This window comes from Bradyrhizobium sp. TM102 (genome assembly GCF_009176685.1).
Taxonomy (GTDB): domain Bacteria; phylum Pseudomonadota; class Alphaproteobacteria; order Rhizobiales; family Xanthobacteraceae; genus Bradyrhizobium; species Bradyrhizobium ottawaense.
The window spans coordinates 114857-139927 of the sequence record NZ_AP021855.1 but is presented as its reverse complement, the minus strand read 5'-3'; the positions used below and the strand labels follow the sequence as shown (position 1 = coordinate 139927).

Below are 25071 nucleotides of genomic sequence, written 5' to 3'. Positions count from 1 at the left end.
GCTTGCCTCATCCTGAGGAGCCCGCGAAGCGGGCGTCTCGAAGGACGAGGCGCGCGCATCATCCGGGCCGTACTGCGCTCAGAACTCCCCGTGCAGCCGCCCGGAAATGACCGACACCGGTCCGCGATCTGCGTTGTAGGCGGGGTTGACGATGAGCTGGTAGTCGGCGGTGAGGGTGAGATTCTTGTTCAGCGCATAGGCGTAATAGGTTTCGAGGATGCGCTCCTTGCGGTAGTTGAGCGCACCGTCGCCGACCAGCACGCCGAGGCCGCCTGCGGCGAGGAAGTCCCGGTAGTCCTGCGAAATCGCGTTGATCGCGCCGCCGACGCCGACCACGTCGTCAGGCCGGCCCCATTTCGTGCCCTTGATCGAAAGGCCAGCCGACAGGCTGCGGTTGATGTCGGTGAAGGCGAGCGTTTCGCTCTTGCCGTCGTTCCAGCTCCAGCGGCCGAACAGTCCGACATCTTCGGTGATCGCCTGCTCGAGGTTGACGACATAGCCGACCTTGGTGCGGCCGCGCCGGGTCTGCGCAATGTCGAGATTGAGCGCGGGATTGTTCAACGTCTCGCGGAAGCTGCCCATGTTGGCGCTGTCGAGCCAGCCCATGGTCCTGAGCTTGCCGGGTTGGCCGAACAGCGAGAAGCGCGTCTCGAGCTCGATCACGTACTGGCCGCGCTCCCCGACCTTGGTGTCGAAATGATTTGAATTGGGCTCCGCGACCATCAGGAAATAGCCGCCGCGCAGGGCCCATTGCTTCTGATTGAGCTCGGCGGTGACGCCGTAGGTAAGGCCGACCTTGTCGGCGGAATAGTCGAAGGCGCCCGGGGCCCAGATCGACCAGTTCATGAAATCCCTGCGGGTGTCCTTGGCGTAGGCATTGCCGTCGAACACGTCGACCACTGCGAACTTGCCGGCCTGCACGGTGAGGCGGGACACGTCGACCTTTTGCCCCAGCTGCAACTGGCCGCTGGCGAGTTCTTCCTGCTCGCCGCCGAAGCCGAAGGTCTGGCGCACGAACAGGCGCGAGGTGTTGTAATGCGGATAGGGGAAGTTCGACTTCTGCGCTTCGCCGTTCGGGAAGCCGGCCGCGCCGACCGTGTCGTTCAGGCCAAATCCCTGGAGCAGCTCGGGATTGTAATAGACCTCGCCGCCGTCCCACAGCCGCGCGTTCAGGAACAGGCTGTTGCTCCAGGTCGCCTTGGCCTGCCTCGTCGGCGAGAGAGAGTTCGTTCCGCTGTAGAGCGCGGGGAACGACGGATAGCCTTGCGGCAGATAGGTGCTCTGGCCGTGAATCTCCCAGCGATCCGATTCGGTGTCGATGAGCGAGCTGTTCGGATTGTAGCTCGGCATGCCCGGCCAATCGACCTTGCGGTTGAGGCCGAGCCTGACCTGCTGGAAGTCGAGCGACGAAGAGCTGTATTGGGCCCCCGTGGAGAAGGCGACATTGGCGCCGTCGAAGCGGCTGTAGAGATATTCGAGCCGTGCGCTCCAATGCGGCGCGAAGCCGTATTCGACGCCGGCACCCGCGATCCAGCCGGGCCGCGTGTTCAGGATTTTTGGGACTTCGGCGCCGGAGGCCGGCGTGTCGAAATAGCGCTCGCCCATCCAGGCAAAGCCGCCGGTGGCGTAAACCAGCCACGGACCGCTGGTGTAGCCGACGCGGCCGCGCAGGCTGGCGGTGTAGTCCCATTGCTGCGTGACAGTGTTGGCGGGTGTCGTCAGGAAGGAGACGATCGAATTCGAGGTGATGTAGTTGGGGAACGTGAAATCGCCTTCGACACCCACCAGCCAGCCGGAGTTGAGGCGGTAGTTGTAGCCCGCCTGCACGCCGCCGATCATGCCGCTGAAGACGCCGTTGTCGTTGATCCCTGTGCCGTCGTTCAGCGCAAACTGCGACGAGCCGCGGCCATAGCCGGCATGCGCACCGATATAGAGGCCGGTCCAGTCATAGACCGCTCTCGGCGCCGGCGCCTTCAGCGGCAGATCGGCCGCGCGCCCCGCGGCGGGAAAAGCCAGCACGCCCGAGGCAATCGCCGCGGCCGTTCGCAAGTATCTGTAACGGTGACTTCTCAACGTCAAAACGCACGCCCCCAAAACGCGAATGTGTCCCACCCGTCGCGATATCCCTGCCGATTCGCGGCGGCCCTGTCATCAGGTCTTGGTTGCTCGCGTCGTCGAGATGATCTCGATTCGACGCGATTTCGCCCCAAGTTCCCGAGCCTGTTTCGAACTTTATTGCGATTAATTCGCAATAGCAACTGGTGAAGATTGGCGCACGGGATGGTTCGCACCGCTGTGTGACGGGACGGCAACAATTCCCGGCCCAAACAGAATGACCCCGCCCGGGGGGACAGCCGGGCGGGGTCGGGGGCACGACACGGGGTGGATGAGGCGCCCGTGTCGGACGCAGGATCCACGTAAGATCGGCCTCAGGTACTCAGGTCAGTAGCAGCTACGAACGCGGCCAACGTACTGGCCGAAAGCGTTGTACTGGGCGACCCAGCCGCAGCGGTGATAGCCGTAGTAATAGGGGTCGTTGTTGGCGGCGATCGCGGAGCCGACGACGGCGGCGGTGGCGATGCCGGCACCGACACCCCAGACCCAACCGGGCTGCTTGGCTTCGGCCGAAGAGGTGGTGGACACGATGCTGCCGGTGACGGCGAGGGTCGCGAGAGCGAGAGCGGCAATCTTGGTCTTGATCGACATGTGAAACTCCATCCGGGGTTGAGGCGGTCCGTTGTGGCCCGCGTGCCCAGTTTGACGGAGGCTCCCCGCGTCCGGTTCGAATGCGGCAAATCCGCTCCCGGAGTGAGGAGTTTTCGTGAATGATTCCAATAGGATGCTGGTTAGCCGAGAGGCCCCTTGGCGAGCCTGTTCACGTCGAAGTTATCGACCTCGCTCAGCAACTCGCAAAAAGCACGGGCGCCTTGATCGATGAGTTGCTCGCCCTTGGCCGCCACGGCCAATGTCGCATTGCCGACGGCGCCGCTGGCGTTGAGATCCTGCGCCTGCCAGGCGAACGGCGCGGGCCGCTGCGTCGACAGCCAGCGGTACTGCTGCTCCAGCGAGATGCTGCTCGCAGGAAAATCCGCAATGGCATCCTTGCGCACCTGATCGGGATAGCGCGCCAGCATGATCGAGGTCTCGACCGCGCCGCCATGAATGCCGTGGCGCACTTCGTCGGCCGGGAACAATGTGTCGGCGCCTGATAGCCGCGACCACGACGTGGTCACCACGAACAGTTTTTGATGCGCACGCAGATCCTGCGCCACCAGCATCATGGCCGCGCTGTTGCCACCATGGCTGGTGATGATGACGAGCTTCTTCACGCCGCGCCGCGCGACCTCCTCGCCGATCCCGGTCCATCGCTTCAGCGCGGTTTCAGTCGGCAGCGTCTGCGTGCCGGGATAGTCGATATGCTCGGTGGAAATCCCGACCGGTTCGACGGGAAGAAAACTGGCCGGAACGTTGTCGGGCAGAAGCTCGCGCACGCGCGCAAGATACGCGTCCGCGATCAGCACGTCGGTGGTGAGCGGCAAATGCGGGCCGTGCTGCTCGGTCGCCGCCAGCGGCAGCACCGCGATCCATCGCGACGTCTCCGCGGGGGGCGCATCGACCCAGCGGATTTCGGTCCAGTCGCGGGATGGCATCATTGAGTTTTCTTTGGAGGTTTCATTGCCCGAATTTGTCACGTAATTTGGGGTATCAGGGGACGCGGGCCCGGCCGGCTCGTGTCCCCTGACGTCATGCGGTTTTATCGCGTTGGCCTGCCACGAGCTAGACGCGATTATGCTGGAAGCGATCGACGGAGTGCCATTATGACCCCCTCTCATCTGCGCAGAGCGCTAACTGCGGGCCTGATGGCCGCTCTGGTCTGGAGCGTCCCGGCGCGGGCCGAAACGCTGGACAAGGTCACCTTCGGCACCAACTGGGTCGCCGAGGCCGAGCACGGCGGCTTCTTCCAGGCGGTCGCCGACGGCACCTACAAGAAATACGGCCTCGACGTCACCATCGTTCCCGGCGGCCCGAACGAGAACAACCGGATGCTGCTGATCGCCGGCAAGATCGATTTCTTCATGGCCGCGAACACGCTGATGTCGTTCGACGCGGTCGCCAACAACGTTCCCGTCGTGACCATCGCCGCGATCTTCCAGAAGGATCCGCAGGTGATGCTGACGCAGCCGGATGCCAAGGTCAGCAAGATCGAGGATCTCAAGCCGCTGACGCTGTTCGTCTCCAAGGAGGGCATGGGCAGCTATTTCCAGTGGCTGAAGTCCGAATACGGCTTCAGCGAGAAGAACGTCCGGCCCTATAATTTCAATCCGCAACCCTTCATCGCCAATCCCAAGAGCGCGATGCAGGGCTACGTCACCTCCGAGCCGTTCGCGGTGGAGAAGGCCGCCGGCTTCAAGCCCAACGTGCTGCTGCTCGCCGATTACGGCTTCAACACCTATTCGACCTTGATCGAGACCCGCCGCGACGTGGTCGAGAAGAAGCCCGACCTGGTGCAGCGTTTCGTCGATGCCTCCATGATCGGCTGGTACAATTACATCTACCGCGACAATTCCGCCGGCAACGCCATGATCAAGAAGCTCAATCCGGAAATGACCGACGACCTGCTCGCCTATTCCGTCGCCAAGATGAAGGAGCATGGCATCGTCGATTCCGGCGACAGCCTGAAGAACGGCATCGGCGCGATGAGCGACGAGCGCTACACCTCCTTCTTCAACAAGATGGTCAAGGCCGGCGTCTTGAAGCCCGAACTCGACTTCCGCAAATCCTACACGCTGCGCTTCGTCAACAAGGGCGTCGGCGTCGAGCTGCGCCCGAGCAAGCCGTAGCGCAAGCTCGATGTCATCAGGCAAAATCTCGTCCGCGGCCGACGCCGGCCTGACGCATCTCGCCGTCAGCCTGCGCGGCGTGACGAAGACCTATGACAATGGCGTCATGGCGCTCGGCCCGTTCGACCTCACTGTCCGCAAGGGCGAGTTCATCTCGCTGCTGGGCCCGTCCGGTTGCGGCAAGTCGACGGTGCTGCGGTTGATCGCGGAGCTCAGCGCGCCGTCGTCAGGCATCGTGCGGGTGGCCCATCACGAGGGCGTGGTACAGCCGGGTCACGGTATCGGCTTCGTGTTTCAGGAGCCCACCTTGATGCCCTGGACCAGCGTGCGCGAGAATGTGCGGCTGCCGCTCAAGCTGGCGGGCGTGCCGAAGGCGGAGGCGCGCGGGCGTGCCGACGCGGCGCTGGCCAGCGTCGGGCTCGCCGATTTCGCCGATGCCTTTCCGCGTGAGCTCTCCGGCGGCATGAAGATGCGGGTGTCGCTGGCGCGCGCGCTCGTCACCGATCCGGATATCCTTTTGATGGACGAGCCGTTCGCCGCGCTCGACGAGATCACGCGCTTCCGCCTCAACAATGATCTGCTCGCGCTGTGGCGCAGCCTCGGCAAGACCGTCATCTTCGTCACCCATTCGGTGTTCGAATCCGTCTATCTGTCGCAGCGCGTAGTGGTCATGACGGCGCGGCCCGGCCGCATCCAGGCCGACATCCGCATCGAGACGGTCGAGCCGCGCGGCGAGGCGTTTCGCACCTCCGCCGCCTATTCCGATTATTGCCGGAAGGTGTCGGCTGCGCTGGCTCCGTCTTATTCGGGGCAGTCGACCTTATGAGCGCGCAGGCGGCCGTCACTGCAAAACCGCGAGGCGCGCAGCGCGCGATGCGTTTCGTGCTTCCCGTCATCGTGTTCGCGGCCGGCATGCTCGCCTGGGAGCTCATGGTCCGCATCAAGGACATCCCGCCTTACGTGCTGCCGGCGCCCTCCGTCATCGTCCTGACGCTGATCAAGGACTGGGCGGTGCTGTCACAATCGCTCGCCACCACGCTTCTGACCACGCTCGAAGGCTTTGCCGCGGCCAGCATCGGCGGCATCGCGCTGGCGCTGTTGTTCAACCAGTCGAAATGGGTGGAATATTCGCTATTCCCCTACGCCATCGTCCTCCAGGTCACCCCGGTGATCGCGGTCGCGCCGCTGCTCCTGATCTACCTGGAGCAGCAGACCGCGGTGGTGGTTTGTGCTTTCATCGTCGCCTTTTTCCCGGTGCTGTCCAACACCACCCTTGGGCTCAATTCGGTCGATCGCAACCTTGCCGGCCTGTTCCAGCTCTATGGCGCCTCAAAGCCGCAGACGCTGCGCTTTCTCAAGCTGCCCGCGGCGTTGCCCTACATTCTCGGCGGCTTGCGCATCGCCGGCGGCCTGTCGCTGATCGGCGCGGTCGTGGCGGAGATCGCGGCGGGAACAGCCGGTGCCGGCTCGGGGCTCGCCTACAGGATCGCCGAGTCCGGCTATCGATTGAACATACCCCGCATGTTCGCAGCGCTGCTTTTGTTATCGCTGGCCGGGATTGTCATCTATGGGGTGCTGGCGGTAGTTTCCCACCTCGTTTTACGGCGCTGGCATGAAAGCGCGCTTGGAAAGGAAAACTGATGGCTGCCGGTTCGATTTCGTCCGAGAAGATCGACCTTCTGATCTATGGGCCGGTGCGGCCGATCCTCGAGAACGGGTTTTCCGACCATTTCGTCGTGCACAAGGCCGAGACGCGCGGCGACCTCGAGCGGCTGACGCCGGCGATCCGCGAAAAAATCCGCGGCGTCGCCGTGACCTATCACACCGTCCGTGCCGACAAGGAGTCGCTGTCGCAACTGCCCAAGATCGAGATGGTGGCGAGCTTCGGCGTCGGCTACGACCATATCGACGCCAAATACGCGGCCGAGCACAACATCATCGTCACCAACACGCCCGACGTGCTGACCGAGGAGGTCGCCGACGTCGCGATGGGTCTGCTGATCTCCACCTTGCGCGAGTTCATCAAGGCCGACCGGTATGTGCGTTCCGGCCTCTGGCAGACGCAGAACTATCCGCTCAGCGTCGGCTCGCTGCGCGACCGCAAGGTCGGCATCGTCGGCATGGGCCGGATCGGCCAGGCCATCGCGCGCCGGCTCGACGCCTCGCTGGTGCCGGTGGTCTACCACTCGCGCAATCCGTCCAAGGACGTCTCCTACAAGCACTATCCCGATCTGATCGAGATGGCGAAGGCGGTGGATACGCTGATGGTGATCGTGCCCGGCGGCGCCTCGACCAACAAGATGATCAATGCCGAGGTGTTCAAGGCGCTCGGCCCGCGCGGCGTGCTGGTCAACGTCGCGCGCGGCTCGGTGGTCGACGAGCCGGCGCTTGTGCAGGCCCTCAAGTCGGGCACCATCCTCGCCGCCGGCCTCGACGTGTTCGCGGCCGAGCCGACCGTGCCGGACGAGCTCAAGGCGATGCAGAACGTCGTGCTGCTGCCGCATATCGGCTCGGCCTCGGTGGTGACGCGCAACGCGATGGACCAGCTCGTGGTCGACAACCTCAAGTCATGGTTCTCGGGCAAGGCGCCGCTGACGCCGGTTGCCGAAACGCCATTCAAGGGGCGCTGATGCGAAGTCTTCGGGTCGTTGCATCCGCCGTCGCGGCCCATTTGGCCGCGATCGGCGCCGTCGCGGCCTCCTTGGCCGCGATCGGCGTTGCTCAGACGAGGCCGGCGCATGCGCAGGATACGACGACCCTGAAGAAAGAGATGCTCGGGCAGTGGGAGCTCTCGACCACCGAGCGCAGCAAGACCTGCGTCGTCACGATGAAGGGCGATGCCGCGGGGCAGGGCTTCAAGCTGGAGCTGGAGCCGGCCTGCAAGGCGGCGCTGCCCTTCACCAAGGACATCGTCGCCTGGAGCGTCAGGGGCCTCGACATCGTCCGCCTGCAGGACGCGACCGGTGAAGCCGTGATCGACTTCACCGAGGTCGAGGCCGGCATCTTCGAAGGCCTGCGCCAGGGCGAGGGCGTCTACATCCTGCAGGATCTCGCCGCCGCGCGCTCGATGGCCAAGTCGATGGACCAGATGATCGGCGACTGGGCGATGGTGCGCGGCAACGGCCAGCCGGTCTGCGGGCTGACGCTGACCAACACGGAAGCCGGCTCCGACAATTTCCAGGTCTTCCTCAAGCCGAAATGCGATCCGGCCATCGCGCAGTTCAACCCGACGCAATGGCGGCTCGAGCGCGGCCAGATCATCCTGATGTCGAAATCGGGCAACGTCTGGCAGTTCGAGGCCGACGACAACGCGCAGTGGCGGCGCGTCCCCGATACCGCCGATCCCCTGATCATGCTGCGTCAGTAGGCAGGCCCACATTCGCTGCCGCCGCATGGCGCCACGCGAAGGCGGAACCTGCAGACCGGGCATCTCGTTGACGGAAGAGGCGATTTCGTTGGGAGATCCGGCATGGCCAAACGCGTCCTCGCGATCGGCATCGAACCCGGCAGTGCCGACTACAGCGCATTCCCGCAGCTCACGCCGGAGCTCGTGCGAACCTACATCGATGCGCAGCTGTTGCGCCTGCGCGATCTCGGCTTCGAGGTCACGAGTTGCCTGATCGATCTCGACGCCACCGCGGAAGCCGGCGTCACGGCGGCGCTGCGCGACGAGCGTTTCGACTGCATCGTGATCGGCGCCGGCCTGCGCGAGCCGAAGGAGCGCCTCGTGCTGTTCGAGAAGGTGCTCAACCTCGTCCATCGCCTCGCGCCGGACGCTGCGATCTGCTTCAACACCACGCCCGCCGATACCGTCGAGGCCGTGCAGCGCTGGGTCGATGCTTGACGTCCAATCGGCCGGCCGGTGCATCGTACGCGGCGCGGTTTGAGCCGTCTTCGCGCTGCGCCTCCGGCCATCGCGGGCCGCCGTGCCGGCAATTTGTCTGGCCCGAATCCTCGCCCGGGGCTATGACTCCCTCCACCACAGGGAGGGCGAGCATGCTTCGAGGTCTTCGCATTGGAAGTTTTGGAATCGCGGCCTGTCTGACGGTTGCGATGGCGGTGCCGGCGCATGAGGCGGCGGCCCAGGATGCCATCGGCGGCGCGATCATCGGCGGCGTCGGCGGGGCGATCCTCGGTGGTGCGCTCGGCGGAGGCAGGGGGGCTGCCATCGGTGCCGTCGTCGGTGCCGGCACGGGCGCCGCGATCGCCTCCGAAGGCGAGCGCCGCCGCTCCGGCTACTACGCCTATCAGCGCGGCTGCTACATGCAGAGGCCGGACGGCTACTACGTCCGGGTCGATCACAGGTATTGCTACTGAGCCGGCCAGCGCGACTTATGTGATCGCTCTGTCGCGCACTTCGCCTGGTGTCGCATCGAAGTGGCGCCGGAAAATGCGATGAAAGTGCGATACTGTCGGGAATCCACACTCGTAGGCGACGTCCATGACATTCATATGTGCGTAGTGCGGCGACGCCAGCATCTCGTGAGCGCGCATCAGGCGGCGAGTGGTCAGTTCATCGGTGAACGACGTTCCGGCTTCGGAGAAGAGCGCCTGCACATAGCGCGGCGAAACCAGAAGGCGGCGTGCGAGCGCCGTCAAGGAAAAGCCGGGCATCATGAAATTGCGATCAAGCTCGCGCCGGACGGTCTCAAACCGAGCCGCTCGCAAACTCGGCGCCTGTGTCTCCTGATGCAAGGTCTTGAGGGCCACTGCAGCCACGACGAGATCGGCGATGTGGTCGGCGGCAAAACGCGGGATATCGGCTTGCTCCGCGGCGCCGGATAGCTTCAGCAGCGTCTCGACGTAAGCGTATGCCAGCGCCGGCGCCGAAGCCGATGCCGGAATCGGCGTCATGAATCGATCTTCGACGTTGCACGTCTGGCCACGCAGCTGCTGGCGCGGCAATTGAATTGCCATGAAATTGCAGTGATGCTGCGCACTTACATTGATGGTCGACGGCACGCACTGTTCGATAAGCACCGCAGCACCGGCGGTGCAGGCAACGCTCTTGCCGCTTTGCTCAACGAGCATTTCGTCCGTTCCGCTATTGAGCAGAAGCACGGCATTGTCGGTGTTCTCGATGGCGATTTCCGCGGCTCCGCGCGAAATGGTCTGCACGGTCCCGTAAATGCGACCAATCGCGGCTTGGCCGAGCAGCATGATCTTGAGCTGGCCGTCGAAGGGCACGTTGGGCCTGGCGTCGGCGCGCAGACGCACGTAACCGGATGACAGTGAATCGACCCAGCGATCTCTGCGCAGCCGCTCGTCGCCGGGAAGATCGGCGGAGTCAAACGAGATTCTCTGCATTTTACATGGGAGTCCGCAGTGAGGGCTGGCGACATCGAGCATATTGGAACTTGGTGCCAAGCGCTATTCGCGAAAAGCAATAATTCCGTTCGTAAAAGAGCACCTCGGTGCGGTGTCGCGCCGTTATGTTGCACGGAAGCCTCAACAGTGCAGCTCATGGATATTGAGGGGCGAGAATACGCAAACCGCTACAGCACCGTTCGTCATAAGCGACGACAGTCTCGCCGCACCTCACCTAGAATCTTGCCGAAATGATGCCTTGGCGTCGAAGGCATGTTCATCTGAGGGGTTTCAGTGCTTTATCGGCATATTCGGCTATCGATCATCGCAACCGGACTGGTGGCGGCAACTTCCGCGCCTGTACTTGCCGCAGATATTCCGATCAAGGCGCCGGGGGTGGCCACCGCGAGCACGGCTGGCGGGGTCTACTTCTGGGCTGACGGCTCAGCGCAGTCGATCCGCCTGCCGACCTATGATATAGGCACTCGTCTGTTGCCGGTCGCCCCGGGATCGGGGATATCCGCGGCAAATACATATGACCCGCGGGCAACCGGATATGGCATCTCCGGCGGATTGGGCTTCGTTTTGCCTCCCGGTGTGTCTCTGTCGAATATCGGCACCAATGGGCGGATCGAGTTCAGCGGGTCCTATGTCAACGCGACCGCCTCGCAAGCCGCTACGGCTGTGTCGACATTGGGATCGGGATATTCGCTGCCGCAGGTTGGCGGGATCACAAACTTCGCGGGCTCGGTCGCTTGCGGCGCCGGCACATCATGTGTCGTTTCCAGCACGCTCGGTACCAGCTATTCGAGTTGGCAAGTCAGCGGGCGGTACGCGACAGATTTCAAAGTGAGCGGCGTCACCATTACGCCGTCGCTTGCGGTGTTTGGCGGCAAGTCCCGCAACTCTCAGACGTTGTCCGAAACCAATCTCGTTTTCGGCGGCACTGCGTCCGTCCGCTATGACGCGGACACCAAGCTCGATTGGACGGACTGGGGAGCCCGCGCCGGCCTGTCTGGTTCGGTACCTGTGACGGATTGGCTGACATTTGTGGCCGGTGGCAACGCCGGGCTCGCCATGCGGCGGGTATCGCTGACGGGCTCGGACTCCGTCAACGTCTTCGTGGGCGGGGTGCCCTTTTTCGCCCCGACCTTCTCTGCCACAACGTCCAGTGCAACGACCACCGCATTCGTTGCCAATGCCGAAGCCAGCGTCAACATCAAGCTGGCGCCGAGCTGGGCGTTGCGGGCCTTTGGCGGCCTCAACTACGATAACAAGGTCCCTGGCGTTTCAGCCCCGGCTGTCGTGCTCCCGTTCGGCTTTGGAGGCGCGAGCACGCCAGCGGGGGTCAAATACCAGGCCGAGACAAGCTATTACGCGGGTGGCGGATTAACGGTCAGGTTTTGAGAGTCGGTGCAAGGCTGGTCCGACACGCGTTGCCCTAGATCAACCGCATCCCGCGCAGGCTGGCATGCCCGCTCTTGCCAACGATGATGTGATCGTGCACGGCAATCCCCAGCGGCTTTGCGATGTCGATGATCGCTTTGGTCATCTGGATGTCGGCCTGCGAGGGCGAGGGATCGCCGGAGGGATGGTTGTGCACGAGGATCAAGGCGGTCGCCGATAATTCCAGCGCGCGCTTGATCACTTCGCGCGGATAGACCGGGGTGTGGTCCACGGTGCCGGTCTGCTGCACCTCGTCGGCGATGAGCTGGTTGCGCTTGTCGAGAAACAGCAGGCGAAACTGCTCCTTGTCGGCAAAAGCCATGCTGGAGCGGCAATAATCGATCACCTCGTTCCAGGACGACAGCGCGTTGCGGCTGTTGACCTCGCCCTTGGTTACGCGGCTCGCGGCGGCCGCGATCAGCTTGAGCTGGTTGATCGCGGCCTCGCCGATGCCGTCAACCTCGCGCAAGCGCGCCACCGGCGCGTGCACGACCTCGGCGAACGAGCCGAAGGACTTGATCAGCGCCTTGGCCAGAGGTTTCGTGTCGCGTCGCGGCAGTGCCGGAAACAGCGCCATCTCCAGGAGTTCGTAGTCGCTCAGCGCATCCGCGCCGGCATTGTAGAAGCGCTCGCGCAGCCGCTCGCGATGGCCGAGATAATGCGGCGCGTCCTCAAGCTTGCTCTTGTCCTGGTCCGGCTTGGCGGGCATCGGCCGCCAGCATCGCCGGGGACCTCCGTTTTTGCAACCGTCAATTGCGCGCCGGCGCGCCGATCGGTAATTGCCCAGCAGGCACGTCCCGAAAGCTCACCCGATCTGCTTCTCGCCGTGCCGCTCCGACAGCGTGAAGATCTCGACGCCATCAGCGGTGACGCCGACCGAATGCTCGAACTGTGCCGACAGCGAGCGGTCGCGGGTGACGGCAGTCCAGCCGTCGGACAGGATCTTCACATGCGGCTTGCCGAGATTGATCATCGGCTCGATGGTGAAGAACATGCCAGGCTTGAGCTGCACGCCTTCGCCGGGCCGGCCGATATGAATGATGTTCGGCTCGTCATGGAACATGCGGCCCAGACCGTGGCCGCAGAAATCGCGCACCACGCTCATGCCCTGCGGCTCGACGAAGCTCTGGATGGCGTAGCCGATGTCGCCGGTGGTGGCGCCGGGCTTCACGGCGGCGATGCCGCGCATCATCGCTTCATAGGTTACCTCGATCAGCCGCTCGGCCTTGCGGGCGATCGGGCCGACCGCATACATCCGGCTGGAATCGCCATACCAGCCGTCGACGATGAAGGTGACGTCGATGTTGACGATGTCGCCTTCCTTCAGCGGACGGTCGCCGGGCATGCCGTGGCAGACCACGTGGTTGAGCGAGGTGCAGGTCGAGTAGCGATAGCCGCGATACATCAGCGTCGCCGGATAGGCATTGTTGCTGAAGGCGAAGTCGCGGACGAATTCGTCGATGCGCTCGGTCGGCACGCCGGGCCCGACGATGTCGGTGAGCTCGTCGAGGCACTTCGCCACCAGCGCGCCCGCTTTGCGCATGCCGGCAAAGGCGCTCGGCCCATGCAGCTTGATCTGTCCGGTCTTGCGCAGCGAGGTATCGGAGGCTTCGACGTAGCTCATGCGTGTCAGGTCTTTTCGGGGCTGATCTCGATATCGGCGGAAAGGCTTGATTTCAGGCCCCAATTTAATGATTGCGGGCCTTCGTGCAAGCCAAGGGAGCGCGTTTTCGAGCGACGTGGCTACCGGTTCGTGTGAAGAAAACGCGTCAAAACAAGGATCTTGCCGCCTCTTGCGCCCGAAAGCGGGCCTAATTCGGGACTTCTACGGTGGTTTCCACCGGCAGCGCGCCGCCGCGGACGCGGATTTCGCGGACGGGGTAGGGAACCCGGATGCCCTCGCGCTTGAAAGCGTCCCACAGTGCCAGCATCACGTCGCTCTTGACGTTGTCCATGCCGTCGGGGTCCGCAATCCAGAAGGTCAGCGAGAATTTCATCCCGGCTTCCGCGAACTCGGTCAGGATGGAGTTCGGCGGCTTGCCCTTGGTCGCGCGCGGATGGGCCGCGGCGGTCTCGGCGGCGAGCTTGGTGACCAGGCGGGGGTCGGCGTCGTAATTGGTCCCGAAGGCGATCTTCACCAGCGTGTTCTTGTCGGTATAGGTCCAGTTGACGACCTTCTGCGTCACCAGATCCTCGTTCGGCACCAGGAACTCGCGGCCGTCGCCGGCGGCGACGGAAATATAACGCGTCTTCATCGCGCTGATGCGGCCGGTATTGTCGCCGATGGTGACGAGATCGCCGGGCTTCACCGACTTGTCGGCGAGCAGGATGATGCCCGAGATGAAGTTGGCCACGATCTTCTGCAGGCCGATACCGATGCCGACGCCGACCGCGCCGGAGAACACCGCGAGCGCCGACAGGTCGATGCCGACCGCGCCGAGCGCAATGACGATTGCGATGGCAAGAAGCCCGATGCGGATGATCTTGACCAGCAGCACCTGCACCGACGGCGTCAGGTCGGTGGTTGCGTTGATCCGGCTCTCGGCAAAATTGCTCGCGATGTTGGTGAGCCACAGCGCGATCAGCAGGAGCGCGCCGGCCTTGAGGACCAGCAGCGGGGTCAGCCTGAGACCACCGAGCACGATCGCGTAGGAATCGAGCAGGTCGACCGTCGTATCGAGCTGGCCGAGGATCGAGAGCGCGGCGAGAAGCCACGCCGTGATCGACACCAGGCGGACGATGAAGGCATTGCGCAGCACAGAGGTCACCAGCCGGATCACGAGCCAGGCGAAGCCCAGCTTGGCGGCGACCATCAGCAGATAGGAGCGGCTCGGCCAGGTCGCGTGGTACATCACCACGCGCGAGACGATCACGAGCAAAGTGAACACTGCCGTCGAGGCGCTGGAGAGCATCACCCGGGCGAAGTGCCGGAGCGGCAGCGGCCAGCGCATCGTCAGCGCGGTCATGTCGACCCGGTTGCGGATCGCGGTCTCCGCGGCATAGGCGATACCGGCTGCGGCCAGGATGAGACCGAATTGCAGGTAGAACCAGGGCGAGGAGATTTCCGCCCCGACGCTGCGCGCGGTGGTCTGCACGAACTCCATGAAGTCCTTGAGGTCCATGTCCATCGGTCTCGTCGGCAAGCGGGGAGGAATTGATTCGAGGGAGCCGCAGAATCCCACAAAGGGCGCGGCCGGGCCATCGATACACCGGCATGTGATGGGCGTTAAGGCCGTAAAATGCGGGCAGATTGCCGCGAGCGGGAGAAATGGGTTGGCGTGCCAGGGCCGCGACGATATGGATGCCCTTCCAGCTGTTTTGAACCGGAAGGTGGATGGCCTCTCTCGACTCCGTCAGCATCGCCATATTGCTCGGCTCCGTCCTCGTGATGGCCGGTATCCTGTCGAGCCTGCTTGCGCTGCGCTTCGGAGCGCCCTTGCTGCTCGTCTTCCTTGTGATCGGCATGCTCGCGGGCGATTCCGGCCCCGGCCGGCTCCAGTTCGACGACGTCCGCACCACCTATCTGGTCGGCTCTGTGGCGCTGGCCCTGATCCTGTTCGACGGTGGCCTGCGGACGCGCTTTGCCAGCATCCGTACCGTGCTCGCGCCGTCCGTGGTACTCGCGACCGTCGGCGTGCTCCTGACCGCGCTGATTACGGCGCCGTTCGCTAAATACGCGCTCGACCTCAACTGGACGGAGTCGCTGCTGGTCGGCGCCGTGGTCGCCTCGACCGACGCCGCCGCCGTCTTCCTGCTGGTGCACACCCAGGGCCTGCGTCTGCGCCCGCGCGTCGGCGCGACGCTGGAGGCCGAATCCGGCACCAACGACCCTTTCGCGATCTTCCTCACCTTGATGCTGGTCGAATACATCTCGCTGGGATCGAGCTCCGCAAGCCACGTGGCGATGGAGTTCATCCAGGAGGCGGTGCTGGGCGCCCTGGTCGGCGTCTTCGGCGGACGGCTCGTCGTCATCGCGCTCAACAAGGTCGCGCTGCCGCAGGGCCTGCACGCGCCGTTCGTGACCACGGCTGCGCTGGTGATCTTCGGCGGCTCGCAGATCATGCACGCCTCCGGCTTCCTCGCGGTCTATCTGGCCGGCATCATCATCGGCAACCGGCCGACCCGCGCGCACAATTCGGTAGTGGCTTTCCTCGATGCGGCGACCTGGCTGGCGCAGATCGTGATGTTCGTGCTGCTCGGCCTCCTGGTCTCGCCGAGCCGGTTAGGGGCCAGCGTGCTGCCGGCGGTCGGGGTCGCCTTCGTGCTGATGCTGGTGGCGCGGCCGATCGCGGTATTCGTGTGCCTGGCGCCGTTCCGCTTCAACTGGCGCGAAAAGATCTTCATCGCCTGGACCGGCCTGCGCGGTGCCGTCGCGATCTTCCTGGCCTCGATCCCGATGCTGGTCGGCCTGTCCAAGGCCTATCTCTATTTCGACGTCGCCTTCGTCGTCGTCATCATCTCGCTGTTGCTGCAAGGCTGGACGTTGGCACCCGCCGCGCGCAAGCTGCATGTCGCTCTGCCGCGCGCCGAGCGCGGTCCGCGCCGTGTCGAGCTGGATCTGCCCGGGCAGCTCGAGCAGCAGCTGGTCGGCTATCCGGTGCGGCCCAAGAGCCTGTATTTCCGCCGCGGCCTGATCCCGTCCTGGTCCAAGCCGACGCTGGTGATCCGCAACGAGAACATTTTGACACCGACGGAAGCCGACCCGATCGCGCCCGGCGATTACATCTATTTGCTGGCGCCGCCGGAAAAGGCCGAGTCGCTCGACCGCTTCTTCGTCGACATGCAGCCGGGCTCGGCGCCCGATCCGCATCTGCTCGGCGACTTCATGGTCTCCGGCGAGCACACATTGGCCGAACTCGCCGAGATCTACGGCGTCAAGGTCGGCGAGGACGAGGGCAAGCTGACGCTGGCCGATTATTTCGACGTCCATCTCGACCGCGCCCCGAAAGAGGGCGCCGAGCTGCCGCTGGACGAGATCGTTCTGGTCGCGCGCAGCATCTCCGGCGGCCGCGTCAATGTCGTCGGCCTGCGCCTGCCGGAAGAAGACGAGACGCCACCGCCGCTGACGCGCGCACAGGCGCTGCGAAAGAAGCTCGCGGAGGTATGGACGTCGGTGGCAGGGGTCTAAGCGAGCTGCCGGCGGATCAACAATCTCCCGTGTCGTCCCGGCGAACGCCGGGACCCATAACCACAGGGAGGAATTTGGCGAAGGCTCGCAGTTACTCTTTCTTCGCCGGTATTTGCACCACAATCCTTCGGCAGATCACGCGGTATGGGTCCCGGCGTTCGCCGGGACGACGGCGGTGGGTGTTGCGCCAGCGTAGCCCAAACAAGCGCTGCATGCCCCTCATGCCAGCACCTTCACCCCGCCAAAACTCGTGACCCGCCCCTGTTTCAGCATCACGATCTGCGTCGCGAGCTGGCGCAGCTCGGCGGCGTCGTGGCTGACATAGACCATCGGCACGTTGGCCTCGTCGCGCAGCCGCACCAGATAGGGCAGGATCTCGAGCTTGCGGCCCTCGTCGAGCGCGCCGAGCGGCTCGTCGAGCAGCAGCAGGCGCGGCCTTGAGAGCAGCGCGCGTCCGAGCGCGACGCGCTGGCGCTCACCGCCGGAGAGCTTTCCAGGGCGGCGGCCGAGCAGGGTGCCGATATCGAGCAGGTCGATGACGCGCTTGTGCTGCGCCGGATCCGGCGCCAAGCGGTTCATCTGCCGTCCATAGTCGAGATTCTGCGCGACGTTGAGATGCGGGAACAGCCGCGCATCCTGGAACACATAGCCGATGCGGCGGCGCCAGGCCGGGACATGGATGCCGGCCGCGGTGTCGTCGACGGTTTCGCCGTCGAGCACGATGGTGCCGCGGTCGGGCCGCAGCAGCCCCGCGATCATGTTGACCAGTGACGTCTTGCCGGCGCCCGAGGCGCCGAACAGGCCGATGACGCGGCCTTCGCCGGTGAAGGATGCGGAGAGCGAGAATTCACCGAGTTGTTTTTCGACATCGACGCGCAGCATGGTCAATTCCCGTGCAGGCGCTGCGTAGCGCGGCGAGCGAACCATTCGGCGGCGATCAGTGCGCCCAGCGCCAGCACGATCGAGACGATCACGAGCCGGCCGGCCGCGGCGTCACCGTCCGGCGTCTGGATCAGCGAATAGATCGCCGAGGAAATCGTCTGGGTCTCGCCGGGAATGTTGGAGACGAAGGTGATGGTGGCGCCGAACTCGCCGATCGCCTTGGCAAAGCCGAGCACCATGCCGGCGAGCACGCCCGGCAGGGCCAGCGGCAGCGTCACCGTGAAGAACACTTTCCAGGGCGCGGCGCCGAGCGTCTCGGCGGCCTGCTCGAGCCGGCGATCGATCGCCTCGATCGACAGGCGCATCGGCCGCACCAGCAGCGGAAACGACATCACGCCGCAGGCCAGCGCCGCGCCGGTCCAGCGGAACGAGAAGACGATGCCGAGATGTTCGGCGAGGAAGCCGCCGACGAGGCCGCGGCGGCCGAACGTCAGCAAGAGCAGATAGCCGGTGACGACAGGCGGCAGCACCAGCGGCAGGTGCACCACCGCGTCGAGCATCGACTTGCCCCAGAAGTCGCGCCGCGCCAGCAGCCACGCCAGCGCGACGCCGAATGGCGTCGCGACCAGCGTTGCGATGATCGCGACCCTGAGCGAGAGCAGGATCGCGGTCCATTCGGCGGGAGAGATGTCGAACATCAAATGGTGAATATCAGATTGTCGGGCTGACGAGGAACTTGAAGCCGTATTTTTCCAGAATGGTCTTGGCGGCCGAGGAGCGCAGGAAGGTGAGATAGCCGCTGGTCCCGTCCTTCGCCGTCATGGTCGCGGCGACCGGATAGACGATCGCGGGATGCGACTCCGCAGGGAAGGTGCCGACGATCTTGACGCCGGGCTCAACCTTGGCGTCGGTGGCATAGACGATGCCGAGGTTGGCCTCGCCGCGTGCCACCAGCGTCAGCGCGGCGCGCACGCTCTCGGCCATCGCGAATTTCGGCTCTGCGGCCTGCCATGCGCCGAGCTTCTCGAGCGCGGCCTTGGCGTATTTGCCTGCCGGCACCGACTTGACGTCGCCGGTCGCGATCCTGCCGTCGCCGGCGAGCTTGGCGAGGTCGAAACCTTGCGCGATGGTGACGTTGTCGATCTTGGAATCCTTCGGTGCGATCAGCACGATGCTGTTGCCGAGCAGATTGACTCTGGAGGGCTCGTTGATGGTCTTCCTGGAGATCGCGTAATCCATCCAGTCGGTGTCGGCGGAGACGAACACATCGGCCGGCGCGCCCTGCTCGATCTGCCGCGCCAGCACCGAGCTTGCGGCATAGCTGACCGAGAACTTGACGCCGGTCTTGGCGGTGTAGGCGGCGTCGATCTCGTCGAGCGCGTTCTTCATCGAGGCCGCGGCGAACACGGTGATGGTCTTGTCCTCGGCGGCGGCCGGCGAAAGGCTCGCGCTTGCGAGGATCACGAGGGCGGTGAAAAACCCCGAAATACGTAACATGGGGAGCGCTCCGTGCGAGTCCGCGCGCGCAAGATGCACGCACAGGTCTGGCGTTGGTGGGTCAGGTCGCGACGGGTGGAAGCGCTGCTCCACGGGGCCCGGCTGCGGCTTACGGCCGGCAGGGATATCGCAATTGCGAAGATAGCAGGCTGGCGCCGCAGGTCAAAGGGTGGCCGTTTGTCCGGCAAACAGCGCTATTGAACCGGGAGGATCGCGATCGCGACCGCATCCTCCTTGGCGCCGCTGATTTGGAGCACGAAAGGCTGCGCCGACAGCTCGTATTTCACGGTCTTGCGAATGCCGCCGCAATCGGTCGCGCCGCTGAAGGCCAAGGGCTTCAGGACATGCCCATCCTGGACCACGTCGATCCAGGCACCGGTGGACAGGCTGATCGTGTAGAGCCCGGGCTTGGCGGACTTGATGCTCGTGAAGCCGGCAAAAGTGCCGTCCTTGGGCGCTCGCTCCGGCGGCGTCGGCAGTTTTGCCTCGCTTGAGGCCGCCAGCCCCAGCGTGATGGCCGAGGACGGCAAGCTCGCCTGCTCGCTGCCCGATGCGAGCGTCGCGCGGTCCGGCGCGGTGAGCGCAGTGCGCTCCCGCTCGATCGGCCATTTGAACTTGTCGCAGCCGCTGGGCTCTTCAGCGGCGAGGGCGGAGGTTGCGCTGAACGAGAGCGCAGCGAGGAAGGCGAGGACGCGCATGTGAAATCCCATCATTGGCCACGCGACCAGTGCGAGGCTTGCGGTCAGGTCTTGTTGATAAGGGAGGCGCGTCCCGGGATGCCGCGGCTTACGGCTGAGCGGCGAGGCGACCGTAGCGCATTGTCGCGACACGAACCAACCAACGAGTTCGTCATCCCGGGGCGCGCGTAGCGCGAGCCCGGGATCCATAGCCACAGGATTGCATTTGGCGAAGACTCGGAGTGACAATCTTACGGCCTGTGGTTATGGATCCCGGGCTCGCTTCGCGCCCCGGGACGACAGTGGTGGGTGGGGCGACAGCGTACCTTACGGCTTCGCATCCGCCGCGTGCAGCACCGCTTTGCACGCCGCCGGCATCTGCGCCAGCGTCATCGGCGGTTTCGGCTTTGGCGGCTCCGGCGGCGGCTTGGGGTGCAGCACCGCGTCGGAGAACCAATAAGCGAGATCGGCGGGCTTGCAGCCTTCGTCCTCGGCCTGTGACGGCTGGCCCTCGCATTCGCCGGCGCCTGGCGGGCAGTGCATGCGGATGTGGAAGTGGTAGTCGTGGCCCCACCAGGGCCGGATCTTCGACAGCCAGGCGCGGTCGCCCTTGGCCTCGCGGCACAGCGCCTTCTTGATCGCGGCGTTGACGAAGATGCGCTGCACCGCCGGCTCCCGCGCCGCGTCGCGCAGCACCAGCACATGGCCAGGTGTGAACACTTTTGGATCGACGTCGAGCCGGTCGTGGCGCACCATCATCACAGCCGACATGTCCTCGCGCTCCTCGCGCGAGAGGCGGCGGTCCGGCATCGGCGTCAGCCAGATGTCGGCATCGAGACCGATCTGGTGGCTGGCATGGCCCGACAGTGCCGGGCCGCCGCGCGGCTGGGCGATGTCGCCGACCAGGATGCCCGGCCATCCCGCGTCCTTGCGCGCTTTGGCCGCGAGCCGCTTGATCAGCGCGATCATCTCGGGGTGGCCATAGCTGCGGTTGCGCGACAGCCGCATCACCTGCCAATTGTCGCCGTTGAGCGGCATCTGCTCCGCGCCGCCGATGCAGCCCTTGGTGTAGGAGCCGATGACATGGGCCGCCCCCTTCGCCGGCAGCAGCTTGCGCGCGAACAGCTCCTTGGCGGCGAGATCGGGGTCGTTGGGATTGGCGAGCGGCGGCAGCGGCTTCGGGTTGACGCTGCCCTTGTCCTGGGCCAGCGCGCCGCCGGCGGCCAGGAGCGTCATGACGAGCAGGAGAGGGGCGAAGCGGCGGGGACTCATGCGCAGCCCTTATAACCCAACACGGCGTCGGGGGTAAGAATCGGGCTGTGCTGCGGCGGACGACCTCACGGCGTCTTGACGGCCGCAGCCCCCGCGCGAAGGCGCGTCCGGGCATGACGATGTCATATCCAACAAGGTTGTCCAAAAGTCGTAGTTTTTTCGCGGGGCCAGCCGGATTCTTAATGGTGCAATAACCGTATCCTGCATTGACCAAAATTCGTGCGCGGAACCGAGTTCGTTTCCATCCCGTATGCAATCGGACCCGCGCCCGGAATTGATTCATGGAGAGCGCGCGTTTTTGCACCATCGCTCTCTTCGATTGCGACCAAGACGCAGGTCTGGTGCGCCACTCGGCCTGCTTGCGCCTCGTAAACAGGCACCAGAGCCGGGCTCTCGGTGCTCGCAAGTCGGAGCCTTGGCTGGCGCGGGCACCCAAGATTACTTTTTTTTCAGACACTTGCCCCAAGACTTGTGCCCAAAGACTTGCGGCCACAGGGCGCGACTGGGACGAGTGAAGTTGGGTTTGGGGTCTCGAAAAACAAGGAAACGAAAGCAAAGCGTGCTTGCCCGGGCTGGCCAATCGCCGCGCAAGCCACGCTTCGCGCGCGCGCCGCGAGCTCTTTCGGAACGCGATGAAGTCCTGCGCAGCCGCGCCGAGGCGGAAGCTGCGATCGCGGACGCGCGCAAATCCCATGAGCGTCTGCGCCAGGCCGTCGACATCCTGCCGCAGGGCATCGTGTTTCTCGATGCCGAGGGCCGCTACGTCCTCTGGAACAAGAAATACGCCGAGATCTACAGCAAGACCGCCGATCTGTTCGAAGAGGGCGCGCGTCTCGAAGACACGCTGCGCATCGGCGTTGCCCGCGGCGATTACCCCGAGGCCATCGGCCATGAGGACGAGTGGATCGCCGAGCGGCTGCAAAGGCTCTATCAGCCCGGCGCGCGCCACGAGCAGAAGCTGTCGGACGGCCGCGTCATCCTGATCGACGAGCGCCTGACCGACGATGGCGGCGTCGTCGGCCTGCGCGTCGACATCACCGAGCTGAAGCAGCGCGAGGCCTCGTTCCGCCTGCTGTTCGACGGCAATCCCGTGCCCATGATCGTCTGCGCGCTGGACGACGAGTGCATCCTCGGCGTCAACGACGCAGCGGTCGCGCATTACGGCTACAGCCGCGCCGAGTTCGAGCGACTGAAGATCCGCTCCCTGCAGGCCTTCGACAGCGAGCCGCCCTGGACCGCCGACCCGACCGGCGAGGAGCAGGCCGGCCGCACCTGGAAGCACGTCAAGGCCGACGGTGCGCTGATCGACCTTGCGATCTATTCCCGGGAATTGACCTATGCCGAGCGGCCGGCGGTGCTGCTCGCGCTGATGGACATCACCGAACGCAAGCGCGCCGAGGCGCGGCTCGCCTTCATGGCCCAGCACGACGGGTTGACCGGCCTGCCCAACCGCAGCCTGTTGCGCCAGCAGGTCGACGAGATGCTGCTGCACACGCGGCGCAGCACCGACAAGGTCGCGCTGCTGATGCTGGGGCTCGACAGTTTCAAGTCGGTCAACGACACGCTCGGACATGCTGTCGGCGACAAGCTCCTGCGCGGCGTCGCCAAGCGGCTGCGCTCGACGCTGCGCGAGGAAGACGCGCTGGCGCGGCTCAATTCCGACGAGTTCGCGATCGTGCAGAGCGGCCTGGCGCGTCCCGAGGACGCGGTGATGCTGGCAAAACGTCTGCTTGCGGCGATCGCCGATCCCTATCTGCTCGACGGCCATTCCGTGGTGATCGGCGCCTCGATCGGCATCGCGATGGCGCCGGGCGACGGCGATGATTCCGAAAAGCTGCTCAAGAGCGCCGACATGGCGCTGTCGCGCGCCAAGCTGGACGCGCGCGGCACCTTCGCCTTCTTCGAGGCCGCGCTCGACGCGAAAGCGCAGAGCCGCCGCAAGATCGAGGTCGAGCTGCGCGATGCGATCCAGAACGACGTGCTGCGCCCCTATTATCAGCCGCTGATCGACCTGCAGAGCGGCCGCATCACCGGCTTCGAGGCGCTGGTGCGCTGGCCGCATGCCGAGCGCGGCATGATCTCGCCGGCCGAATTCATTCCGGTCGCCGAGGACACCGGCCTGATCAATCCGCTCGGCGGGCTGATGCTGCGCCGGGCGTGCCTGGACGCCGCGACCTGGCCGGACGACGTCCGCGTCGCGGTCAATCTGTCGCCGCTGCAGTTCCGCAGCGGTAATCTGCTTTCGATCGTGACGGACGCGCTGAAGCATTCCGGCCTGCCGCCGCGCCGCCTCGAGCTCGAGATCACCGAGACGCTGCTGCTGGAGAAGAGCGCGCAGGTGCTGGCGACGCTGCATGCCTTGCGCGCGCTCGGGGTGCGCATCTCGATGGATGATTTCGGCACCGGCTATTCCAGCCTCAGCTATCTGCGCAGCTTTCCGTTCGACAAGATCAAGATCGACCAGTCCTTCGTGCGCGATTTAGGGGCCAACCGCGAGGCCCAGGCGATCATCCGCTCCATCGTCAGCCTCGGCAAGGGCCTCGGGGTCACCATCACGGCCGAGGGCGTCGAGACCGAAGCCGAGCTCAGCTGCCTGCGCACCGAGGGCTGCGACGAAGGCCAGGGCTTCCTGTTCAGCAAGGCCCGGCCCAACGCCGAGATCATCAGCCTGCTGGCCGCGCAGCGCGGCATCGATGGCGCAGACGAGGATGCCGCGCTGGTGGCGTGAACTTAACCTCTCCCCGCGAAGGGCGGGGCGAGGGAGCTCACCGTCGTTGCGATTGGCCTTCAACCTCCCGCCACGATCGCCTTTCCCACATCCTCGTAATGGCTATCGCGCGCCTGGATCTGCTGGGCGATGGCGTGCATGTCGCGAAACCGGCGCTCGAACGGGTTGCTGCGAAACACCGCGGTCGCGCCGGCCATGTGATAGGCGGTGTCGACCACCTTTGTTGATTGATGGATGGTCCAGGTCGCGGCGAGCCGCACCGCGCTGCGGTGTGCTGCGCCGAACTCGCCGGTCGCACAGAGGTCGCGCCACATCGCAGTCGCGGTCGCATAGAGATAGGCGCGCGCGGCGCGCAAATCGCCCTCGGTGCGGCCGATCAGGCCCTGCACCGCCCCGTTGTCGCGCATCGCGCCGGCCGTCAGCGAGGGGCGCTTTTCGCGCGCCAGTGCGATCGCTGCATCCAGCGTCGCGCGTGCCACGCCGAGCGATACCGCGGCAAAGCCGAGGCTGAAGGCAGAACCGGTGCCGATCCTGTAGAGCGGCCCCGTCTCGCGCAAGCCTGACGGCACGTCGCGGAACGCGGTGAAGCGCTCGGGGATGAAGAGGTCGCTCACCTCGTAGGAATCGGTGCCGGTGCCGGCGAGCCCGATCGCCTGCCAGACGTCGTGCAGCGTCGCGCTTGCGGCAGGAAACAGAATGGTCCGCACCTCCGGCGAGCCATCGGCATTTTTGCGCGACGCCCCGTCAGCGCTGAGGATGCGCACATGCGCCCCCAGCCAGCTCGCCTGCCGGGAGCCGGAGGCAAAATCCCACCGCGCCGTGACGCGATAGCCGCCCGCGACTGCACGCGCCTCGTGCGCGATCGCGCCCCACGCCAGGATTCCAGGCGCGGTGTTGAAGATCTCCTGCGCGGTATCGCGATCGAGCGAGGCCGCGATCATCGCGCAGACGCTGCACTGGCCGAGACACCATGCGGTGGAGGCATCGGCCTTGGCGATCTCCTCCAGCATCTGCATGAAGATCTCGATGGGGACTTCCGCTCCGTCCAGGCTTTGCGGGAGAAGAGCGCGATAGAGCCCGTTCTCGATCAACGAAGAGACGACGACAGGCGTCAGCCGCCGTGTCCGCTCGATCTCGTCCGCTTCGCGCGCGATCAGCGGCGCGATGGCGCGGGCACGTTCGACGAGATCAGGTCCGGGAAGCTCCGACATTCGCGTGTCCTCGCCCCTTCTGTCGTGAGCGGTGAGGACGGGATGGTGGTCTATTTGACGGGGAGGATCAAGCTGCGGCCAT

Annotated in this window: 23 protein-coding genes; 10 read left to right on the top strand and 13 right to left on the bottom strand. The window is 65.0% G+C overall.

The window, feature by feature from the left end; all coding sequences use genetic code 11:
- Window positions 1–78: 78 nt before the first annotated feature.
- The 3 genes from GDN70_RS00655 to GDN70_RS00645 all read right to left on the bottom strand — a co-directional run bounded on the left by GDN70_RS00655 (window position 79) and on the right by GDN70_RS00645 (window position 3653).
- Window positions 79–2049: a carbohydrate porin gene (locus tag GDN70_RS00655; RefSeq protein ID WP_038947416.1), complete on the bottom strand. Its 1971-nt coding sequence runs from the start codon at window positions 2047–2049 to the stop codon at window positions 79–81.
- Between the two features lie 393 nt (window positions 2050–2442).
- The gene (locus tag GDN70_RS00650; protein WP_028143817.1) at window positions 2443–2706 is read right to left on the bottom strand and encodes a hypothetical protein; all 264 of its coding nucleotides are present in this window, start codon (window positions 2704–2706) and stop codon (window positions 2443–2445) included.
- 140 nt (window positions 2707–2846) lie between these two features.
- The gene (locus tag GDN70_RS00645; RefSeq protein ID WP_038973022.1) at window positions 2847–3653 is read right to left on the bottom strand and encodes a creatininase family protein; all 807 of its coding nucleotides are present in this window, start codon (window positions 3651–3653) and stop codon (window positions 2847–2849) included.
- A gap of 165 nt (window positions 3654–3818) precedes the next feature.
- Here GDN70_RS00645 and GDN70_RS00640 point away from each other — a divergent pair, with 165 nt between their 5' ends.
- The 7 genes from GDN70_RS00640 (at window position 3819) to GDN70_RS00610 (ending at window position 9158) form a co-directional block, all read left to right on the top strand.
- A complete protein-coding gene (locus GDN70_RS00640) occupies window positions 3819–4841 on the top strand; it encodes an ABC transporter substrate-binding protein (RefSeq protein ID WP_152102034.1) in 1023 nt (340 codons plus the stop codon).
- Between the two features lie 10 nt (window positions 4842–4851).
- Complete coding sequence (locus tag GDN70_RS00635; protein WP_028143814.1) at window positions 4852–5667, top strand: ABC transporter ATP-binding protein; 816 nt, start codon at window positions 4852–4854, stop codon at window positions 5665–5667.
- The gene (locus tag GDN70_RS00630; RefSeq protein ID WP_152102033.1) at window positions 5664–6482 is read left to right on the top strand and encodes an ABC transporter permease; all 819 of its coding nucleotides are present in this window, start codon (window positions 5664–5666) and stop codon (window positions 6480–6482) included. Before GDN70_RS00635 ends, GDN70_RS00630 begins: the two co-directional genes overlap by 4 nt.
- On the top strand, window positions 6482–7471 hold the full coding sequence (locus GDN70_RS00625; RefSeq protein ID WP_028143812.1) for a 2-hydroxyacid dehydrogenase: 990 nt from the start codon (window positions 6482–6484) through the stop codon (window positions 7469–7471). Before GDN70_RS00630 ends, GDN70_RS00625 begins: the two co-directional genes overlap by 1 nt.
- A complete protein-coding gene (locus GDN70_RS00620) occupies window positions 7471–8208 on the top strand; it encodes an AprI/Inh family metalloprotease inhibitor (protein ID WP_152102032.1) in 738 nt (245 codons plus the stop codon). The genes GDN70_RS00625 and GDN70_RS00620 overlap by 1 nt, the downstream gene beginning before the upstream one ends.
- A gap of 102 nt (window positions 8209–8310) precedes the next feature.
- Window positions 8311–8685, top strand: coding sequence for a hypothetical protein (locus GDN70_RS00615; protein WP_038947423.1), 375 nt, complete (start codon window positions 8311–8313; stop codon window positions 8683–8685).
- A gap of 152 nt (window positions 8686–8837) precedes the next feature.
- Window positions 8838–9158: a hypothetical protein gene (locus tag GDN70_RS00610; protein ID WP_038947424.1), complete on the top strand. Its 321-nt coding sequence runs from the start codon at window positions 8838–8840 to the stop codon at window positions 9156–9158.
- A 15-nt stretch (window positions 9159–9173) separates the two neighbouring features.
- On the opposite strand, the gene GDN70_RS00605 is transcribed toward GDN70_RS00610, so the two are convergent.
- On the bottom strand, window positions 9174–10148 hold the full coding sequence (locus GDN70_RS00605) for an AraC family transcriptional regulator (RefSeq protein ID WP_173015729.1): 975 nt from the start codon (window positions 10146–10148) through the stop codon (window positions 9174–9176).
- Window positions 10149–10442: 294 nt separating this feature from the next.
- On the opposite strand from GDN70_RS00605, the gene GDN70_RS00600 reads away from it, so the two are divergent.
- A complete protein-coding gene (locus tag GDN70_RS00600; RefSeq protein WP_152036322.1) occupies window positions 10443–11555 on the top strand; it encodes a hypothetical protein in 1113 nt (370 codons plus the stop codon).
- Window positions 11556–11589: 34 nt separating this feature from the next.
- Here the strand turns inward: GDN70_RS00600 and radC are convergent, their stop codons facing one another.
- From radC to GDN70_RS00585, 3 genes are all read right to left on the bottom strand, one after another.
- On the bottom strand, window positions 11590–12303 hold the full coding sequence (radC, locus tag GDN70_RS00595; RefSeq protein ID WP_097668968.1) for a DNA repair protein RadC: 714 nt from the start codon (window positions 12301–12303) through the stop codon (window positions 11590–11592).
- 96 nt (window positions 12304–12399) lie between these two features.
- Window positions 12400–13218, bottom strand: coding sequence for a type I methionyl aminopeptidase (gene map, locus GDN70_RS00590; protein ID WP_028144405.1), 819 nt, complete (start codon window positions 13216–13218; stop codon window positions 12400–12402).
- Window positions 13219–13405: 187 nt separating this feature from the next.
- Window positions 13406–14722, bottom strand: coding sequence for a mechanosensitive ion channel family protein (locus GDN70_RS00585; protein ID WP_038950705.1), 1317 nt, complete (start codon window positions 14720–14722; stop codon window positions 13406–13408).
- A gap of 206 nt (window positions 14723–14928) precedes the next feature.
- Between GDN70_RS00585 and GDN70_RS00580 the strand changes: the two genes are divergently transcribed.
- A complete protein-coding gene (locus tag GDN70_RS00580) occupies window positions 14929–16722 on the top strand; it encodes a potassium/proton antiporter (RefSeq protein ID WP_028139790.1) in 1794 nt (597 codons plus the stop codon).
- A gap of 219 nt (window positions 16723–16941) precedes the next feature.
- Here GDN70_RS00580 and modC read toward each other — a convergent pair whose 3' ends face one another.
- From modC to mepA, 5 genes are all read right to left on the bottom strand, one after another.
- Window positions 16942–17604 (bottom strand): molybdenum ABC transporter ATP-binding protein, encoded by a 663-nt coding sequence (gene modC, locus GDN70_RS00575; protein ID WP_028139791.1) that lies wholly within the window; start codon window positions 17602–17604, stop codon window positions 16942–16944.
- A 2-nt stretch (window positions 17605–17606) separates the two neighbouring features.
- Entirely contained in the window at window positions 17607–18302 is a 696-nt protein-coding gene (gene modB / locus GDN70_RS00570; protein ID WP_028139792.1) for a molybdate ABC transporter permease subunit, read from the bottom strand.
- Window positions 18303–18315: 13 nt separating this feature from the next.
- Window positions 18316–19101, bottom strand: coding sequence for a molybdate ABC transporter substrate-binding protein (modA, locus tag GDN70_RS00565; protein WP_038950706.1), 786 nt, complete (start codon window positions 19099–19101; stop codon window positions 18316–18318).
- A gap of 194 nt (window positions 19102–19295) precedes the next feature.
- Window positions 19296–19799, bottom strand: coding sequence for a hypothetical protein (locus GDN70_RS00560; RefSeq protein ID WP_244625848.1), 504 nt, complete (start codon window positions 19797–19799; stop codon window positions 19296–19298).
- 306 nt (window positions 19800–20105) lie between these two features.
- Complete coding sequence (mepA, locus tag GDN70_RS00555) at window positions 20106–21050, bottom strand: penicillin-insensitive murein endopeptidase (protein ID WP_028139795.1); 945 nt, start codon at window positions 21048–21050, stop codon at window positions 20106–20108.
- 559 nt (window positions 21051–21609) lie between these two features.
- Here mepA and GDN70_RS00550 point away from each other — a divergent pair.
- Window positions 21610–23778 carry a bifunctional diguanylate cyclase/phosphodiesterase gene (locus tag GDN70_RS00550; protein WP_038950708.1) on the top strand — a complete coding sequence of 723 codons (2169 nt, stop codon included), beginning with the start codon at window positions 21610–21612 and terminating at the stop codon, window positions 23776–23778.
- A gap of 59 nt (window positions 23779–23837) precedes the next feature.
- On the opposite strand, the gene GDN70_RS00545 is transcribed toward GDN70_RS00550, so the two are convergent.
- A complete protein-coding gene (locus GDN70_RS00545) occupies window positions 23838–24989 on the bottom strand; it encodes an acyl-CoA dehydrogenase family protein (protein ID WP_152102030.1) in 1152 nt (383 codons plus the stop codon).
- Window positions 24990–25071: the final 82 nt, after the last annotated feature.